We start from the raw sequence: 16,730 nt of genomic DNA on the forward strand, positions 1-16,730 counted from the left end.
GGAAAGGAAACTACTGTGCGGCAACGCATCCGGCGCCTCGTCGCCGGCACCGTCACAACGGTTCTGTCCACTGGAGCGATCGCCACCGTTCCCGCGACAACAGCTCACGCGGCCACCAGCAGTGTTGTCATCGACTTCGCTGGCGCCACGCCCACCCCCGCCCCAGGGGTGCCCGGAGCGACCACGGGCGGACGGCTGACCTGGCTTCAGGAATACGCACCCGCTCACTTCGACCCGCAGCAGATCTACGACATCATTGACGTGTCCACGCAACTGTTCCATCGCACGTTAACCGGATATCTAGAGGATCCGGGTGGCGGACCCATGCGCCTAGTCGGCGACTTGGCCACCAACGCGGGAGTCACCAGTGACGGCGGCCGGACCTGGACCTATCACCTGCGGCCAGACCTGAAGTTCGACGACGGAACCGCCATCACCTCAAGCGATATCGCCTATGGCATCGCGCGTTCCTTTAGTGAGCAGGGACTCTACGGTCCGCACTATCTTCAGCTCGCCCTCGATCCGTCCGGCACCTACAGCGGACCCTATGGCGGGCAAGAGCTTCCGCCCCGAGTGTCCACTCCGGACGCCGCGACCATCGTGTTCACCTTCGCCCAGCCGCATCCCGAGTTCCCTTATCTAGCCGCGTTTCCCACGACCACACCGGTGCCGAAGGGCAAGGACACGCGGGAGAATTACGACCGCACCTGGCTCGCCAGCGGGCCGTACCAACGAATCGCTGAGGAACCCGGTGTTTCGCTGACGCTCGGCCGTAACCCGCATTGGGACCCGGCCAGCGATCCGATCCGCCATCAGTATGCCGACACCATCCACTTTGACTGGACCGCTGATCGGGCCACGCAAACGCAACGCGTGATCGCGGCGGCAGGTGATGATGCCGGCGCCGTTATGACGGCGAACGTGGCAGCCGACCAGATCGCCAACGTTCAGGCAAGCCCCGCTCTGATGGCACGGGTTCTCGCCGGGGCAACGCCTTTGGTCAAGTACATCAACATCAATACTGAACGCGTGCCGGACGTTTCGATTCGGCGAGCGCTCAACTATGCGTTCAGCCGCGCGGAACTCATCGCGGCGCAAGGAGGCAGCGCTGTCGCGGCACCGGCGACGACGATTCTCGCGCCGACCGTGCCGGGGCATCTTGCTTATGACGCCTATCCCACGAACGTGAGCAAGGCGAAACGATTGCTGCAGGGGCGTAAACCCAGCCTGAGTTACTGCTTTCCTAGTACCCCCGATGATGAATTTCAGGCGGGCGTCATCAAAGCCGGCCTGCAAGCCGCGGGATTCCGCATCACGTTGGCTCCCTTGGACGCCACGTCCTATTGGGGACTGGTTGGCAGCCGTGCCAACACATGCGACTTGATTTACAGCGCGTGGGTGGCCGACTTCCCAGACGGGGACGCCACTTTGCGTGTGCTGCTCGACGGAAACCTGATCCGCGACGAAGGCAACATCAACTTCTCGCTCTTCGACGACGCTTGTGTGAACGAGGAGCTGGAATACCTTGCCACGCTTACGGATCGGACCGCCGCCGCGACACGCTATGGTGCGCTCGACCGGGAGATCATGCGCGAGCACGCTCCCCTGATCCCCACGGTGCACAGCAAATCGTTCCTGCTGCACGGCCCTGCCGTCGGCGGAACCTTCCTCAGTGGACTAACGGGCCGGCCTAACCTAGCAAACGCTTACCGACGGGGGTGAGCGTGTGAAGGCGAGACCGGCCAAGGGTTTGCGTCACGACCATGCCTGAGTCTCGAAGCACGCCAAGATGCTGGCTGATCGCGGCCATCGACACTCCGGTGCCGGTGGCCAGATCGGTCGTTGTCGCCGGCCCCACCGACAGCAGCCGCAGCAAGCTCGCGCGGGTGCGGCCGATGAGCGGGCTCACCTTCGCGGGTGCGGCGGGCTCGTCGATCTCACAGCTCACGGGATACAGGAGCACAACCTGACCCGAGCCGGACACCCTGATTTCCGGAGCACGAAAGAAGAACACCGAGGGCTGCAGCAGCAATCCCTGTCCCCGCAAGCGAACCGGCTGCCCCTCGCGGACCGTCAAGTGCGGCGCGCGCCAGCGGATCCCGGGATGCAACCGGTTGAGTAGCGCGTCGAGGCCACCGTCGAGCAACTGGTTCATGCGGCGAGCGCGGTCAGCCGTGATCAGCATTTCGATCCGGTGCCAGAACGGTTCGATCGCCACCTTCTCGTAGGACTGAGAGCGCAGGTAGCGCGGCAGGCTCCGGCGCCACCTCGCGAAACACGGGTGTGGGCGCTCCCGGAGCAGCCGCAAGCTGGACTCGACTTCCACCGAGACGTTCGCTTGCGTGGCTACCCGGGTGCGCCCCAAGTCCTCATGCGTGAACAGGAGTTCCACTACTTCGGGACGCGCTAGGCCCGCCCGAAGGTTGCCGTTTAGCCGAGCGCCTGAGCCAGGTCGGCGAGGAGGTCATCGATAGTCTCGATGCCAACGCTCAGTCGCACCAGATCAGCGGGCACCTCAAGCGCCGAACCAGCCGCACTCAGGTGCGTCATCTTGCCCGGATGCTCGATGAGTGACTCGATGCCGCCCAGCGATTCGGCGAGCGTGAACACCTTGGTGGTGTTGCAAATGCGTTCCGCCTCCACCGGGTCGCCCGTCCGGAAGCTGATCATGCCACCGAACCGGCGCATCTGCTTCACCGCGACTTCGTGACCTGGGTGCTCCACGAGGCCCGGGTAGTACACCTGGGTCACCTTCGGATGCGCGACCAGGAAGCGAGCCACCTGTTCCGCGTTATCGCAGTGCCGCTCCATGCGGACCGCCAGCGTCTTGACGCCACGCAGGGTGAGCCAAGCGTCGAAGGGCCCGTTCACAGCACCCATCGCGTTCTGGTGGAACCTGAGCTGGTTCGCCACCTCGTCATCGTTGAGCAGCAACGCCCCACCGACCACGTCTGAGTGTCCGCCGATGTACTTCGTCGTCGAGTGCACGACGACATCGGCACCGAGCGCGAGCGGCTGCTGCAGATAGGGACTGGCGAACGTGTTGTCCACGACAAGCAGCGCGCCAGCGTCACGGGCGATCCCGGCCAGCGCCGCGATATCGCCGATGTTCAGCAGCGGGTTCGTCGGCGTCTCGATCCAGATGAGCTTCGTGCTCGCCGTGACTTTGCCGCGGACATCGTCCACATTGGACACACCGGCGGTGCTCCACGAGATGCCCCACCGTTCCGCGACCTTGGCGAAGAGCCGGAACGTGCCGCCGTAGGCGTCGTCCGGGATGATGACGTGATCACCGGGCTGGCAGACCGCGCGGATCAGCGTGTCCTCGGCGGCCAGGCCACTGGCGAACGTCAGGCCGTGCCGGGCACCCTCCAGCGCCGCCAGACACTCCTGAAGCGAGTCGCGGGTCGGATTGCTCGACCGGGAATACTCGTAGCCCAGCCGCGGCGCCCCCACCGCGTCCTGCGCGTAGGTCGACGTCTGGAATATGGGCGGGATCACCGCACCCGTGCGCGGATCAGGCTCTTGGCCCGCGTGGATGGCAAGCGTTTCAAAGCCGTAAGACATAACGTCAGCCTAACGGGGCACACTTGGTACATGTTTCTGCGACGCAAGAAGCTCGACCTGCCCACTCCGGCCGAGGCCCTGCCTGGCCGGGACACCCCGCTGACCGTCGCGCCCCGCCACACGGTGCTCGGCACTCCCCTGACCGGCCCCTGGCCAGCAGGAATGGAAGTCGCCGTGTTCGGCATGGGCTGCTTCTGGGGCGCGGAACGGATCTTCTGGAAACAGGCTGGCGTCTACTCGACCTCCGTCGGCTACGCGGGCGGAATCACCCCGAATCCGACCTACGACGAGGTTTGCTCGGGAATGACCGGTCACACCGAAGCCGTCCAGGTCGTGTTTGATCCAGCCCTCATCTCGTACGAGCAGCTGCTCAAGATCTTCTGGGAGAACCACGACCCGACCCAGGGCATGCGCCAAGGCAACGACATCGGCACCCAATACCGCTCCGCGATCTACACGACAACGCCGGCTCAGGAAGCGGCCGCCCTGGCGTCCCGCGACACCTTCCAGCCAACCGTCACGGCAGCGGGCTACGGTCCGATCACGACGGAGATCGCCCCGCTGGCGACCTACTTCTTCGCCGAGGACTATCACCAGCAGTACCTATCCGACGCGAAGAACCCCGGCGGATACTGCGGCATCGGCCCCAACGGCATGACGTGCCAGATCGGCATCCCGGGAGCAAGCCCCGCAGCGGGCAACTTCGCGCTCTCGGCCGAGGACCTGCGCCAGGACTGACAGCTTGGGCAGCCAGCCTGCGGCACTGACACCGCAGGCTGGCTGTTTGACCTCAGTTGTTGATGTAGAACCAGCTACCCCAGATGCATGAGGTGTGGCCAGCTGCGGTTCTGCTGTGCAGGGTCAAGCTGTAGAAGCCTTCGGCGGGTGCGGTCCAGGTGATCTGGGCCGTCCCGTCTGGCCCCACGGCGACAGTCTGCTGCGTTCCCGGCCCGGTCGCATCGCTGTCGAATTGGTAGACGAACTCCGTGCTTCCCGGCAGGTTCGCCGTGAAGGTGAAGGTCACCGGGACGCCAGCGTGAGCGTCGGTCCAGATGGCCGGAGACTCGACGCTGGGGCTCTGCGGTGCCACGTTGACGGCGTAAAACCGCGGGTCCGAGATCAGCCCACTGGCGCTTCGCGTGCGCACGATCAGCTGGTACCACTTGCCTTCCGACGGCGTCCGCACAATCGTGGCCTTGCCGTCAGCGCCCGCGGTCACCTTGTGCTCCGGTTCGTCGCCGAACTGGTACAGGTATTCCACGACGTCTTCGGTTCCCGGCGTGAAGCTGAACGTGCCAGCGACACCAGGCCCGCCAGCCTCCCAGTACTCCGGGTAGTCCAAAGAGGACACTGATGGGGCGATGGAATGCGGATAGAACCAGACCTCGGTCTCCTGAGAGACCGTTCCATTCGCGGTACGCGAAACGACGTGCAGCGAGTGCCCGCCAAACCTTGCTGTGGTAAACGGAATGCTCACCTTGCCGTCGGCTCCAGCGGCCACGATCTGTTGCGACTGCTCGTCTTCCAGGCCCCGGTTGAACTGGTACACGTACTCCACCACGCCGTGCATATGCGGGGCGAACGTGAAGGTGCCGGACTTTCCAACGGGCACACTGGGTTCACTGTCGAACCTGAACTCCGCCGAAGTGACCACCGGCTGGGAGGTCACCGTGAGGTAGAGGTAATTAGGGTACGACCGCAGCCCTGTGCTCGTTGTGCTCCGCACCGTCAGGATGCCGCCCTGAGACGCTGGCACGTAGGACAGCTGCGCCACGCCATCGGCGCCCGCGCTGACCGTCTGTTCCGGACCGTCGTTGAGCTGGCAGGTGTAGCTCACGACGTCATCCATCCGCGTGCGGAAGGTAAGCGGCGCGGTCAACGGCTGGCTAGACCGCTGTGGCCAGCAACTGGCCGAGGACATGTTACGACTGACAGTTGTCGATAAATGCGTGGCGGCGAGCGAGCGGGCGCCGATACGCTGCGCGAATGGCCGAACTGGTGTCCAAACGCGCACAGGTCGCCCGCATCCGCCGGACGGCTGTGCGGGCGCTTGGCGACTACCCGGTTGTCGAGCCAAGGCTGTCCTTCATCACGCACGGCGAGAACACCACCTTTCGCGTCGACTCCCGCGATGGCCGATACCTGATGCGTGTGCACCGCCCTAACCGTCACGGTCCCGGAGTCAATTCGACCGTCGCGGTGGGATCGGAACTGGCCTGGCTCGCCGCACTGCAGGCAGACACGGATCTCCATGTGCCGACACCAATCCGGACTCACAGTGGACAGTGGACAACCGTTAGCGACGGCCTGGTGTGCTCGCTCCTCGGCTGGCAGAACGGGCGAATGCAGTCGGCTCATCCACGGCCGGTGCACTTCCGGCGCTTGGGCGGCGTCCTGGCCCGCCTGCACGATCACACTTCGTCGTGGGAACCGCCAGCCGGGTTCACGCGCATGCGGTGGGACTGGGAAACCTTCTTCGGCAACACCATGGAGTACGGCGGCGTATCCGCTGCCGGCTGCTGGGACCTGCTGCCAAAGCTGGTGCGCACCCGATTCGACGACATCGCGCGCCGGATGCGTAAAGTCATGGCAGACCTTGGGTCCAAGCCGGACGCCTTCGGGCTTATCCATGCCGACCTGCACCTCGAGAACGCTTTGTTTGACGGTGACGCGGTGCGGCTCATCGACTTCGACGACTGCGGATTCGGTTACTGGCTCTACGATCTCGCGGTGCCGCTGTGGGAATATCTAGCGCGAGACGACTACGACACGATTCGTGCGGCACTCATCGACAGCTACCGGGAACACCGCGAACTGCCCGATCTGAGCCACCTCAACGACTTCATCGCCACGCGGCACGTCGCTTTCGGCCTATGGTTCGCTGGCATGGCACAAGTCAATCCGGCATTCGCGGCCGACATGGACCGCACGATGGGCTGGCTCCAGCGCTCACTCGACCGGGTCCTGTAGCGGGCGAGCCAGCAACGTGATCCGGCCAAGCGTCCGCAGCGGAAAAGCGACCAGTCCACACAGGAGCTAAGGCGACGTTGCCAGAGCCTTAGGTTCGCACGCCCGAGCCACGCCGAGCCGCACTCGAACTGAGCGCGGAGACAAGCAGTTGGGCGTGCTCACGGGAGCCGGATAGGTCGAGGACGCCTGCCTTCTGGGCCGCGGGAAGGGTTAGCTCACGAGACGTGACCCTGGCGAAGGTGTGGCGGTCTGTGGTGAGGGCGGCGGACGGGGCACGTGGCGGTTCGCCCCGGAATAGCGAGGCGACCTCACCGTCCACAATGGACAGATAGTAACCGTCGTCCCCCAAACGGATAGTGAAGTCGGCGGTCCAGCTTGGCGACGGAGCTTTCCAGAACGTGCGCACGCCGAGCATCACCGTGTCGTTGGTGACGTCGCCCTCGCGCTCGTTGGGTGACTGCATTCCCCAGCGCGCGAGAGCGCGAAAGACCGGTTCGAGTTCGGCACCCCAGGGCGTCAGGGCGTAAAGCTTTTGCCAACGCCGCTCAATCACGCCGTGGGATTCCAGCTCACGCAACCGTTGCGACAGGATGGTCGGGCCAGCTTGAGGTAAGGCGGCTTGCAGGTCGGTGAAGCGCCGTGGGCCGAGGCGCAGCTCGCGCAGCACGAGAAGGGCCCATCTGTCCCCGATCACGTCGAGGGAATGTGCCACGGGGCAAGCCTCACCATAGCCGCGCTTCGAACTCATACAGAAACTGTAGCACGAACTACAGTTTCCGTAGTAGTGTCGGTCGCATGATGATCCAAGCGAACGGCATTGAGTTGTGTGTAGAGACCTTTGGCGCTAAAGATGACCCGGCTCTTCTGCTTATTGGTGGCGCGGCGGCGTCCATGGACTGGTGGGAGGATGACTTCTGCCAGCAGCTCGCCGACGGTGGGCTACACGTGATTCGTTACGACACCCGCGACACTGGGCAGTCCGCGAGCTTCCCCGCGGGCGAGCCGCCTTATACGACACAGGATCTCGCTGATGACGCGGTCGGAGTGCTTGACGCGCTTGAGATTTCACAGGCTCATCTAGCGGGTGTGTCGATGGGTGGCGGAATCGCGCAACGCATCGCGCTCGATCATCCCGAGCGGGTGCTGACGCTGACGTTGCTGTCGACCAGTCCCGGCGGGCCGGGCGGGCCGTCGCAACCAGACCTGCCCGAGATGGCCGAACGCCTTGTCAAACAGTTCACCGAGCCAGCTCCAGAGCCCGACTGGGCAGACCGTGAGGCCGTGCTCGACTTCTTCGTCGCTGGCGAGCACTCGTTCGCGGGCACGATTCCCGTTGATGACAAACGCATCCGGGAGATCGCGGGGCGCGCTTATGACCGCTCTAGGGATGTCGCGGCAAGTCAGACCAACCACTGGATCCTGGAAGGCGGTGAGCCGATCCGGCCGCGCCTGGGTGAGATCACGGCGAAAACCCTTGTGCTGCATGGCACTGCCGACCCGTTGTTTCCGATCGGACATGGCGAGGCGCTGACTCGGGAAATCCGGGACGCTTACCTGGTACCAGTGGATGGTATGGGTCATCAAATGCCGCCACCCGAGGTTTGGGATGTGGTTATCCCGTCGATCCTGCGTCATACCGGGCTTGCGCGGTCCTGACTTCGGGAACAGCCGCCTCGACAAGTTCGATGAGATCGACAATCTTCTCGGCGACCTTGCGGCCAAGAGGAGTCAGGCTGTATTCGACGCGCGGTGGGATGGTCGCCTGCACATCGCGGTAGACCATGCCGTCGCGCTCCAGCGTTTGGAGCGTCTGCGCCAGCATCTTTTCGCTCACGCCGTCAACGCGCCGGCGCAGGGCGTTGAAGCGGAAGCTGCTCTCGCTCAAAGCCGCGAGCGCCAGGATGCCCCACTTGCCCGCGATCGCTTCGAGCGTGCTGCGCGAGGCGCAATCGCGCGCGAAGACGTCGGCGATCAGCTCATCGGAGGGTTCTGGCGGGGTCACGCCCTCCAAGATACCTCACACTTTCTAGAGGTTGGCACTTTCGAAAAGTTAGTGCAAACTAGCTCGCATGACCATCACCGTCACCGGGGCAACCGGACAATTGGGCCGACTCGTGATCGAAGAGCTGCTCAGCCAGGGGGTGAGCGCCGCCCGCATCGCCGCGGTCGCGCGCAACCCGCAAAAGGCCAGTTCACTCGGCGTTGCCGTCCGGGAAGCTGATTATTTCCAACCCGAAACCCTCAAAAAAGCCTTTGCTGGTACGCAGAAGCTGCTCTTCATTTCCTCAGGTGACACCAACGAGCGTCAGCAACAGCACCGCAACGTTGTCGATGCCGCAGCGGCCGCTGGCGTGAGCCAGATCATCTACACCGGCATCCTGAACGCGGAGACGACCACGATCGCGCTCGCGGCGGACCACCAGGCGACGGAAGGTTTCATTCGCGACTCTGGGCTGCCCCATGTGTTTCTGCGCAACAGCTGGTACCTCGAGAACTACACGTCGAATCTCGCGTCCGCCTTGGAGCACGGGGTCATTCTCGGCAGCGCGGGTGAGGGACGCGTCGCGGCGGCCGCTCGTTCCGACCTTGCCGCCGCGGCAGTGGCGGTGTTGACGAGCCAGGATTTGACGAGCCGCGCCTATGAACTCGGGGGCGACACTCCGTTCACCCTCGCCGAACTAGCCGCCGAGGTCGCGCGACAGACCGGAAAGCCAGTGTCCTATCAAGACCTTCCCGAGGCTGAGTATGCTGCCGCGCTAAAGGGTTTCGGGCTGCCGGAGCAGTACGCGCACATCCTCGCTGACGCCGACTCGGGGATCGCCCGCGGCGAACTGACAACCGCGAGCGGCGATCTGTCGCGCCTCATCGGGCGCCCGACAACGACGTTGGCAGCGGCACTTTCAGCCGTGCTCTAACGATTACGCGGATGATTGCGGGCCGTTCTTTCGTTGCCACGACGGTAGTTTCCGGTCCAGCGGGCCATGACCTCTTGCGGATCGCCAGCTTCGGCTTCGGCGATGAAGGTCGCGGCCCGCTGTCCACGTAGGACAGTCGCGCTGCGGCCGTGGTGAGTGATCACCACGGAACCGTCCGCGCGCGTGACGTAGTCAAATCCATGAGGAGCTGGCACAACCGTCAGCTTATCGAGGCTGTCTCGCGCTTTATCGCGGCCTAGTGAGCACGACTAGCACCAGTCCGCCAGCGACTAACACGGTGCCGATCCAGGTCCAGATGTTGGTGCGCTCATGGAGGATCAGCGCGCTCGCCGTCAAGATGCCAAGGAAGCCCAAGGCGTTGAAGGGATAGGCGATGCTCAGCGGCAGCCGGCTCAGCGTGGCCAGCCAGGAAACGGCTGAAACGGCGAAAACTGTTAGCCCGAGCAACACCCATGGCGACGTCGCCGCCTTGAGCACGAGTGAGCCTTGGGCTTGCTGAGCGCTCTCGGCTGCCAAGCGCATGCCGTGCTTAAGCAGCACCTGGCCGGTCGCCGCCAGAGACACCGCGGTCAGTAACAATATGAGACTCGACGCGGTCACGCGCGCCCGCCCTTCACTCGCCCTCGACAACGAGGGCCTCCTCCGAGTGCGGCGTGAGCCGCATGACGAACTGATAGCCGAAAAGCGTGGGACGCAGCCCCACGAGCAGGCTGTCGAGCCAGCGGATCGTCCTAATCTTCCAGCCGTCACCGGGCGAAACCACGCCTAGTGGAAGCCCGGTCGGCCGCTGCTCCAGGATGTCGAAACCAGCCCTGATCACCAGCCGGCGCAACGTTCGCCGGGTGAAGAAGCGAAGGTGCGTGTCGTCAAGGATGCCGCGCCGGTCGTAACCGAAGGCACCAAACAGGACCCGCGTGCGTGGATACCAGTGCCCGAAGTTGGGCACGGACAAAATGACCTGGCCGCCCCGCGATAGCAGCTGTTCGATCTCACGCAACGTTTGGCCCGGCCGGGGAAGGTGCTCGATCACATCGCCCGCGATGATCACATCGAACCCGCTGCCGACCTCCGGTGGGATGCCGTTGACAAGGTCGGCTTTGACAAAATTGTCCGTGCGCTCGCGGACACCCGGAATCTCCACGAAATCCATGCCTGTGACGTGGTGCCCACTCTTGCGGATGAAGTCAGCCAAGCGCCCGCCAGAGCAACCGATGTCGAGGACCTTCAGGCCGGAGGGGAGTTTGCTCATCATCTCGAGAATGACCGCGTGCGACGTTCCATCGCCGTCTTTGAAGTGATACTCGTCCGGCGAATCGATCCACTGTGCGGTGCCAAACCCTTTGGCCGCCATCTTGTACGCGAACACGTCCAGAAAGATGTCTCTGGCATAACGCATTCCGTTGACATAACAAATCTCGTCACCGTAATAGGTCGGGATGGGGATCTCGACAATCCGCTTGCCTGCGTGCACCAGTTGAATGATGATCTGCGTATCGAAGTCGAAGTCGTTGGTGTTGTGCGGAAACGGAATGTCCTTGAGCGCCTGGACGCTATAGGCGCGGTATCCAGAATGGAATTCGGTCAAGCTCGTGCCAAGCATCCAGTTCTCGAACGTCGTCAGAATCCGGTTGCCCAAACGCTTGTAGAGCGGCATCCCGCCCCTGCGGGCAGCGCCCTTCGTCATCATCCGGGATCCGAAAACCGCGTCACATTCTCCCCGGACCAACGGGGCAACCATCTCGGGCAGCATTTCCGGGGCATACTGGCCATCGCCGTGAAGCAGCACCACGATGTCGAGCCCACGTTCGATCGCTAGCTGATAACCGGCCTTCTGATTGCCGCCGTAGCCAAGGTTCTTCGTATGCCGGATGACCAAAGTCTTTGGCGTATCGCCACGCCTGGCCCAGGACTGTCCATAACCGACCGTGTCGTCATTGCTCGCATCATCGAGAACGATCACTTCCGCTATCTGATCACGGAAGCTCGCGGGAATGCGGTCGAGGGTTTTCTCCAATGTAGAAGTCGCGTTATAGGCGACTACCATGATCCCGATCCGCGGTGCTGGCGACATTCTGGTGCTCCATGACAATTCCCCAGGTCACGGTATGCGGGTTATCGTACCTAGCTCGAGACGCCAATCATGTGACCTGAAGGCGCCGCCGTGCCGGCGTTTGCCTTGCCGCCGGGCTGTACACCACCCGATCGTGTCCGGAACTGGCCGGCGACACCGCTCGTCACCAGCATCGCCAACGTCACCCAGGCGATCACCATAAACACGAAATGCCGTGGCTCGAACATGTGAGCCCGGCCCTCATTCCATTGCCATAGGTGCAGATCGCCGTTCCAGCTGTTGTAAACAGAGATGGCGAACGCTCCTGCGGCGACGTTGAAAAGCGCTCCGAGCCACGGGCTAACCAGGTATACAGCGAGCGCTGGCCAAACCAGATACTGCATGCTGAATGCTGAACTAAACAGCAGGAAGCCAGCGAAGGCCAGGCCGGTCGCGGGAACGACGGCTCCGGGCCTGCGCCAAACAAACCACGCGGAGGCGAATGCCGCCAATGCCAGCACCACGAACCGGCCGTGGTCGACAAACGCCGTCTTCACTCCTTCGTCGAGTTCTGCCCACAGCGCGAACTGGTAGATACCCCACTCCCGCACGCCGATGCCTTTGTAACCGACGACCGAAGCCATGAACTGCTGGCCGTGTCCCCAAAGGACAGGCACCCACAGCACCAGGAAAACGAGTGCACCACCCGCCGCCAACCTAGCGACAGCCTTCCACCCGGCCCGGATGGCGACCACGATCAGCAGGGGCAAGATGATGACCGGGATGAGTTTGACGCTGAGCGCGAGCGCGGCCGATACCCCGGACCAGCCGAACCATCCCTTGGTCGCCAGCAAGACGGCGAGCAATGCGAACATCATCATCAGCGGATCAGTGTTGCCGTGAAAACCCGAGACGATCAGCATCACCGGCCCCCACGCGGCAAGGATCGCGCACACCGCCGCCACTTTGACCGGCCGCTCCTGCCGGACCAGCTCGAAAATGACGACCGCGGTCACCGTGTCGGCGACAGAGGGAATCATCCTGATCAAGAACGGGATGCCTTTACCCGTTACGCTGTCGAGCCAGTTGAGCCACACCAGCATGTGACCGGTCAGGGGCGCATGATTGTATGGAGCACTGCCGTATTCAGGGTTCACATACATCCCGACCGGGCCGAATTCCTTGGCACCAGCGGCAAACGCGATCCAATAGTGAACGTCATTCGTGCCGAAAGTCGTTGCGGCCAGAATAAGTTTCACCACTGTCGCCAGCAGCGCCAGTAACAGCACGAGCGACCGCAGACCTGGGCGAAATGTCACGGTTAACCAGCTTAGCCGCAGGTCAGACGCTCGCCGCAGCCCCGTCCGTGAGCGGGATGCCGCTGCCCACCTTCATCTCGTAGGCCAGCGCGAAGACGCGTTCCTTAGCCAGCACCGGAATCCCTTGCACGGCAAGCGTCGCGGCGACGTTGTACTGCCCGCCGTCGACACTGACGAGCCGGCCGCGCTGGACACTGGCGGTCAGTGCGGTGACTTCCAGATCCAAGCCAACGGAGACGGTAACCGTCGTCAAAGCTTTCCCCGCCAAGCGCAGATCAAATTCCATCTCGTACTCCCAAGGGATCGCGTAGACGGCAAGGTTGATCCGGCGGACCGTGCCTGGTTCGGCCAGCGTTAGGCGAGCAGCGTCAGCGAGCGCGGAGCGCGCCCGCCACGCCTGGACGAGGACGTCAGTGACCTCAAACTCAAGCAGCCCAGCGACTCTGGCGAGCACAGCACGCGCTGCCGTCTCCGGCGGCACCTCCTGGACCGGCAGAGCTGACGCGACACCCGTCACGGCCCGGGCTTCGTCAGCCGCGGCGCCAAAGAGCAATTCCCGCACTGTCGTCATTGGACTTCCCGGAACGCATCGTGGCGCAAAGTCGTGCGCTGTCCCGTCAGGACGATGTCGAGTTGCGGCGCGGCAGCCGAAGGCGAGCGCCGCCGCAGATGCCGCACCGTGGCAAAGAGCGCAGCCAAGAGCAGCAATAGCAGCAGGGCCGCACCGCCAACGACGGGCCAGCTCAGGTCCACCTTTCGCGGTGGTCCCGGCGGTGGCTCGGTCGCATAACGCAGGCAGACCGCGCTCACCTCGACGGTCAGTGGCTCAGCGTCACGCCCCGATCCACTAATCGCGAAGGTCCACATTGGACCCGTGGTGTCGGCGGCAGAGACACCATAGGGCGGAATCGTCCCGCTAACGGTCCGCTGGCCACCCATCGTCAGCAACTCTCCACTGGCACAGGAAAGCTGCTGTGAGCCCGATCTGGGCCAGAAGCACAACGCCGACGTCACCGGTTCCTGCGCACACGTGGGCGATCCGGCCAGTGCGCGCATCGTCGCCGTAACCGTCCGCACGGTTTCCGTGCCGCGAACACACACGGCGAAAACCTTGGCGACCGCGGGACCGTCCGCGACCCAGCCCTCATTCAAGCTCGGATAACTATTCGTCATTGACCCGGCCGCGGTCAGGCCCCGCGTTTGATAGCCACCGCCGGCCACCAGCGCACCGGACGGGCACGTGACCCGGCCCGTCGTGGACGAGACCGTCGTGGGCTGCGCACCGCTCAGGCACACGACCGAAAGGCTAAGCGCCGCAGGCGTTTTCGCCGCGTTGACGATCTCAACGACCCAGGCCGGCCCAGCCGGATAGCTCGCGGTCACCCGCAATTCAGGGCCGCGCAACGTGTATCCGCCGCCGACGGCGAACTCGCCCGGCTGACAGTCCACTTTGGCCGGCTGTGTTGCTCCCGGCAGCGCGCCAGCCTCGAAAACCGTTGTGCGCACTTGGATCTGGGCGGCCGGCGCGACCTGTGCGGGCGGCGCCATGGCAGCCATGATCAGCATGACTAACGCAGGCTTCATTGCCGCTCAGGATGGCACGGGCGGCTCACTGAGTACCCTCTAATGTCCTAAAAATGATTCGGGCGAGGGCGGCGGACCGGACTGCGGGGAACCGGTCGCACACCCTCGCCCGTAGCACCGCACCAGGGGAAAGAACCGGGTGCCTGGCCGGAGGCAACCGGACCGCTACGGCCAGCGGAGGCATGCTGGCACATAGCTCTGGCGCGGTGTGATGGCATCGCCGGCGCCGGCGGGGCGCGACGGCAACACCGGAGGGAGACAAGCTCTATCTGTGGAGGTTGACCTGCCAGCGAGGATGTGAGCGCAGGTCATTTCTAGTGGTCCAGGACTGGACCCACGGCTTGCTGGAGACGGCGGCCGCTCGCTCCGCAAGGCGCCTGGGCGGGCAAGGCCAAGCCTGCCCACACCAGGCGCAATTGTTCTGTTCGTCAGGTTCGCTGTGCCTGCCAAGCATGTGCTGAGCATCCCGCCATAACAGCGGATCGATGATCTCTGCTGACTTCACACTCCTATCAACGCCCATACGCTCGATGGACATCGGACAGGATGTGCGCTTTTAGCCCAGGTGGCTGAGGAGATCCTGCCGGCCGATGACCCCGACGGGCTTACCGTCGACGAGCACCATGGCGGCGTCAGACTTCTCCAGCAACGCCACCGCCTCGGTCACGGGCTGGCCGCCACCGATCATCGGCAGCGCCGGGCCCATGTGCCGGTCGACCGGATCGTGCAAGTGCGCACCACCGGTGAACAACGCGTCCATGAGGTCCTTCTCCACAATGGATCCGGCGATCTCACCGGTGACCACGGGCGGTTCGGCCTTGAGGACGGGCAATTGCGATACGCCGTATTCGCGCATGATGTCAATGGCATCGCGGACCGTGTCAGTCGGGTGCACGTGCACCATCGGCGGCAGCCCAGGCTTCTTGGCCGCCAAGACATCCGCGACCGTCCCGCCCTGCTCGCCCGTGCCCAGGAAGCCGTAACGAGCCATCCAGTCGTCGTTGAAGAGCTTCGACAGATAGCCACGGCCGCCATCGGGCAGGAGCACGACGACAACGTCGTCTGGTCCCGCTTCACGCGCGACTTCGAGTGCCGCGACGACCGCCATGCCACAAGAACCGCCGACGAGCAAACCCTCTTCACGAGCCAGCCGGCGCGTGATGGCGAACGAGTCCTTATCGGTCACTTCAATGATCTGGTCGCACACAGTGCGGTCATAGGTCTCGGGCCAGAAGTCTTCGCCCACGCCTTCGACCAGATAGGGACGGCCAGTCCCGCCGGAGTAGACAGAACCCTCCGGGTCAGCGCCGATGACTTTGATGTCTGGGTTGCGTTCCTTCAGATAACGCCCGATGCCAGAGATCGTGCCCCCGGTGCCGACGCCCGCGACGAAGTGCGTGATCCGGCCATCGGTCTGCTCCCACAGCTCCGGACCGGTCTGCTCATAGTGCGACAGAGGATTGTTCACGTTGGAGTATTGGTTCGGCTTCCACGCCCCCGGGATCTCTTTGGCGAGACGGTCGGACACGTTGTAGTAGGACCGTGGGTCCTCGGGAGCGACCGCTGTTGGGCAGACGACGACTTCGGCGCCATAGGCGCGCAGCACGTTCTGCTTGTCCTCGCTGACCTTGTCAGGACAGACGAAGACACACTTGTACCCCTTGAGTTGCGCCACGAGCGCCAACCCGACACCGGTGTTTCCACTGGTCGGCTCAACGATGGTGCCGCCGGGCTTGAGCAGCCCGTCCCGTTCCGCGGCTTCCACCATCTTCACGGCGATGCGGTCTTTAACCGAACCGCCCGGGTTCAGGTATTCGACCTTGGCAAGGACGGTGGCGCTAATGCCCTGAGTGACATTGCGGAGCTTGACCAGCGGGGTGTTACCGATCAAGTCGACGACGTTTTCGTAATAACGCACAGGTCAAGCCTAAGCGACTTCTCCATCGACAACCCGCACGGGCTTAACTGTCCGGCCCTGTTCCCAAAGGAGGAAACGTTCCGTTTCGCTAAGAATGGCGCCCGCGATCCAGGCGACGACCACGGCATCATCAATCAGACCGGGGAGTAAAAGCACGATTTCGGGAAACAAATCGATCGGAGACGCGACATAGGCGGTGGCCGCGGTGATGAGAACCAGTCTTCCAAGACCGTCATACCGGCCGGTCACCGAGTACCAGAACATCCGAGGCATGCTCACCAGGCGTTTGCCCAGCGACGGACCGCCTGACTTGGTCAGCGCGTTCCAGATCGCCTTAAGCGCCGCAGCGCGGCGCAGTGTCTGTGCCATCGGGGGTCCACCGCCAC

At 63.7% G+C, this 16,730-nt stretch carries 18 protein-coding genes; 5 read left to right on the top strand and 13 right to left on the bottom strand.

Annotation, left to right across the window (positions count from 1 at the left end):
• The first annotated feature begins 15 nt into the window (after positions 1–15).
• The gene (locus tag A3E1_RS0108140) at positions 16–1,722 is read left to right on the top strand and encodes an ABC transporter substrate-binding protein (protein WP_020520261.1); all 1,707 of its coding nucleotides are present in this window, start codon (positions 16–18) and stop codon (positions 1,720–1,722) included.
• On the opposite strand, the gene A3E1_RS39475 is transcribed toward A3E1_RS0108140, so the two are convergent.
• Both A3E1_RS39475 and A3E1_RS0108150 read right to left on the bottom strand, forming a co-directional pair.
• Positions 1,691–2,392, bottom strand: a complete 702-nt coding sequence (locus A3E1_RS39475; protein WP_020520262.1) for an ArsR/SmtB family transcription factor — start codon at positions 2,390–2,392, stop codon at positions 1,691–1,693. The genes A3E1_RS0108140 and A3E1_RS39475 overlap by 32 nt on opposite strands.
• A 38-nt stretch (positions 2,393–2,430) precedes the next feature.
• A complete protein-coding gene (locus tag A3E1_RS0108150; RefSeq protein WP_020520263.1) occupies positions 2,431–3,567 on the bottom strand; it encodes a cystathionine gamma-synthase in 1,137 nt (378 codons plus the stop codon).
• Between the two features lie 30 nt (positions 3,568–3,597).
• On the opposite strand from A3E1_RS0108150, the gene msrA reads away from it, so the two are divergent.
• Positions 3,598–4,305, top strand: a complete 708-nt coding sequence (msrA, locus tag A3E1_RS0108155) for a peptide-methionine (S)-S-oxide reductase MsrA (RefSeq protein WP_020520264.1) — start codon at positions 3,598–3,600, stop codon at positions 4,303–4,305.
• Positions 4,306–4,357: 52 nt separating this feature from the next.
• On the opposite strand, the gene A3E1_RS0108160 is transcribed toward msrA, so the two are convergent.
• Positions 4,358–5,416, bottom strand: a complete 1,059-nt coding sequence (locus A3E1_RS0108160) for a hypothetical protein (RefSeq protein WP_020520265.1) — start codon at positions 5,414–5,416, stop codon at positions 4,358–4,360.
• A 137-nt stretch (positions 5,417–5,553) separates the two neighbouring features.
• Here A3E1_RS0108160 and A3E1_RS0108165 point away from each other — a divergent pair, with 137 nt between their 5' ends.
• The gene (locus A3E1_RS0108165) at positions 5,554–6,537 is read left to right on the top strand and encodes a phosphotransferase enzyme family protein (protein ID WP_020520266.1); all 984 of its coding nucleotides are present in this window, start codon (positions 5,554–5,556) and stop codon (positions 6,535–6,537) included.
• Between the two features lie 88 nt (positions 6,538–6,625).
• Here the strand turns inward: A3E1_RS0108165 and A3E1_RS0108170 are convergent, their stop codons facing one another.
• Entirely contained in the window at positions 6,626–7,285 is a 660-nt protein-coding gene (locus A3E1_RS0108170; protein ID WP_020520267.1) for a winged helix-turn-helix transcriptional regulator, read from the bottom strand.
• 47 nt (positions 7,286–7,332) lie between these two features.
• On the opposite strand from A3E1_RS0108170, the gene A3E1_RS0108175 reads away from it, so the two are divergent.
• Positions 7,333–8,193, top strand: a complete 861-nt coding sequence (locus A3E1_RS0108175) for an alpha/beta fold hydrolase (RefSeq protein WP_020520268.1) — start codon at positions 7,333–7,335, stop codon at positions 8,191–8,193.
• Here the strand turns inward: A3E1_RS0108175 and A3E1_RS0108180 are convergent.
• Positions 8,150–8,539 (bottom strand): winged helix-turn-helix transcriptional regulator, encoded by a 390-nt coding sequence (locus A3E1_RS0108180; protein ID WP_020520269.1) that lies wholly within the window; start codon positions 8,537–8,539, stop codon positions 8,150–8,152. The two genes, A3E1_RS0108175 and A3E1_RS0108180, sit on opposite strands and share 44 nt — an antisense overlap.
• A gap of 67 nt (positions 8,540–8,606) precedes the next feature.
• On the opposite strand from A3E1_RS0108180, the gene A3E1_RS0108185 reads away from it, so the two are divergent.
• Positions 8,607–9,452, top strand: a complete 846-nt coding sequence (locus A3E1_RS0108185; RefSeq protein WP_020520270.1) for an SDR family oxidoreductase — start codon at positions 8,607–8,609, stop codon at positions 9,450–9,452.
• Here A3E1_RS0108185 and A3E1_RS0108190 read toward each other — a convergent pair.
• The 8 genes from A3E1_RS0108190 to A3E1_RS0108225 all read right to left on the bottom strand — a co-directional run bounded on the left by A3E1_RS0108190 (position 9,449) and on the right by A3E1_RS0108225 (position 16,713).
• Positions 9,449–9,667 (bottom strand): hypothetical protein, encoded by a 219-nt coding sequence (locus A3E1_RS0108190; protein ID WP_020520271.1) that lies wholly within the window; start codon positions 9,665–9,667, stop codon positions 9,449–9,451. The two genes, A3E1_RS0108185 and A3E1_RS0108190, sit on opposite strands and share 4 nt — an antisense overlap.
• A gap of 31 nt (positions 9,668–9,698) precedes the next feature.
• Positions 9,699–10,073: an EamA family transporter gene (locus A3E1_RS0108195; RefSeq protein ID WP_020520272.1), complete on the bottom strand. Its 375-nt coding sequence runs from the start codon at positions 10,071–10,073 to the stop codon at positions 9,699–9,701.
• 13 nt (positions 10,074–10,086) lie between these two features.
• Entirely contained in the window at positions 10,087–11,544 is a 1,458-nt protein-coding gene (locus A3E1_RS0108200; protein ID WP_020520273.1) for a bifunctional glycosyltransferase/class I SAM-dependent methyltransferase, read from the bottom strand.
• 50 nt (positions 11,545–11,594) lie between these two features.
• On the bottom strand, positions 11,595–12,842 hold the full coding sequence (locus A3E1_RS39480) for a hypothetical protein (RefSeq protein ID WP_157631396.1): 1,248 nt from the start codon (positions 12,840–12,842) through the stop codon (positions 11,595–11,597).
• 22 nt (positions 12,843–12,864) lie between these two features.
• Complete coding sequence (locus A3E1_RS0108210; RefSeq protein ID WP_020520275.1) at positions 12,865–13,413, bottom strand: hypothetical protein; 549 nt, start codon at positions 13,411–13,413, stop codon at positions 12,865–12,867.
• Entirely contained in the window at positions 13,410–14,426 is a 1,017-nt protein-coding gene (locus tag A3E1_RS0108215; protein WP_157631397.1) for a hypothetical protein, read from the bottom strand. Before A3E1_RS0108215 ends, A3E1_RS0108210 begins: the two co-directional genes overlap by 4 nt.
• Positions 14,427–14,982: 556 nt before the next feature.
• Positions 14,983–16,344: a cystathionine beta-synthase gene (locus A3E1_RS0108220; protein WP_020520277.1), complete on the bottom strand. Its 1,362-nt coding sequence runs from the start codon at positions 16,342–16,344 to the stop codon at positions 14,983–14,985.
• A gap of 9 nt (positions 16,345–16,353) precedes the next feature.
• A complete protein-coding gene (locus A3E1_RS0108225; protein WP_020520278.1) occupies positions 16,354–16,713 on the bottom strand; it encodes a YkvA family protein in 360 nt (119 codons plus the stop codon).
• Between the last annotated feature and the right edge of the window lie 17 nt (positions 16,714–16,730).

Source organism: Catelliglobosispora koreensis DSM 44566, from assembly GCF_000379685.1.
In the GTDB taxonomy this organism is placed as follows: domain Bacteria; phylum Actinomycetota; class Actinomycetes; order Mycobacteriales; family Micromonosporaceae; genus Catelliglobosispora; species Catelliglobosispora koreensis.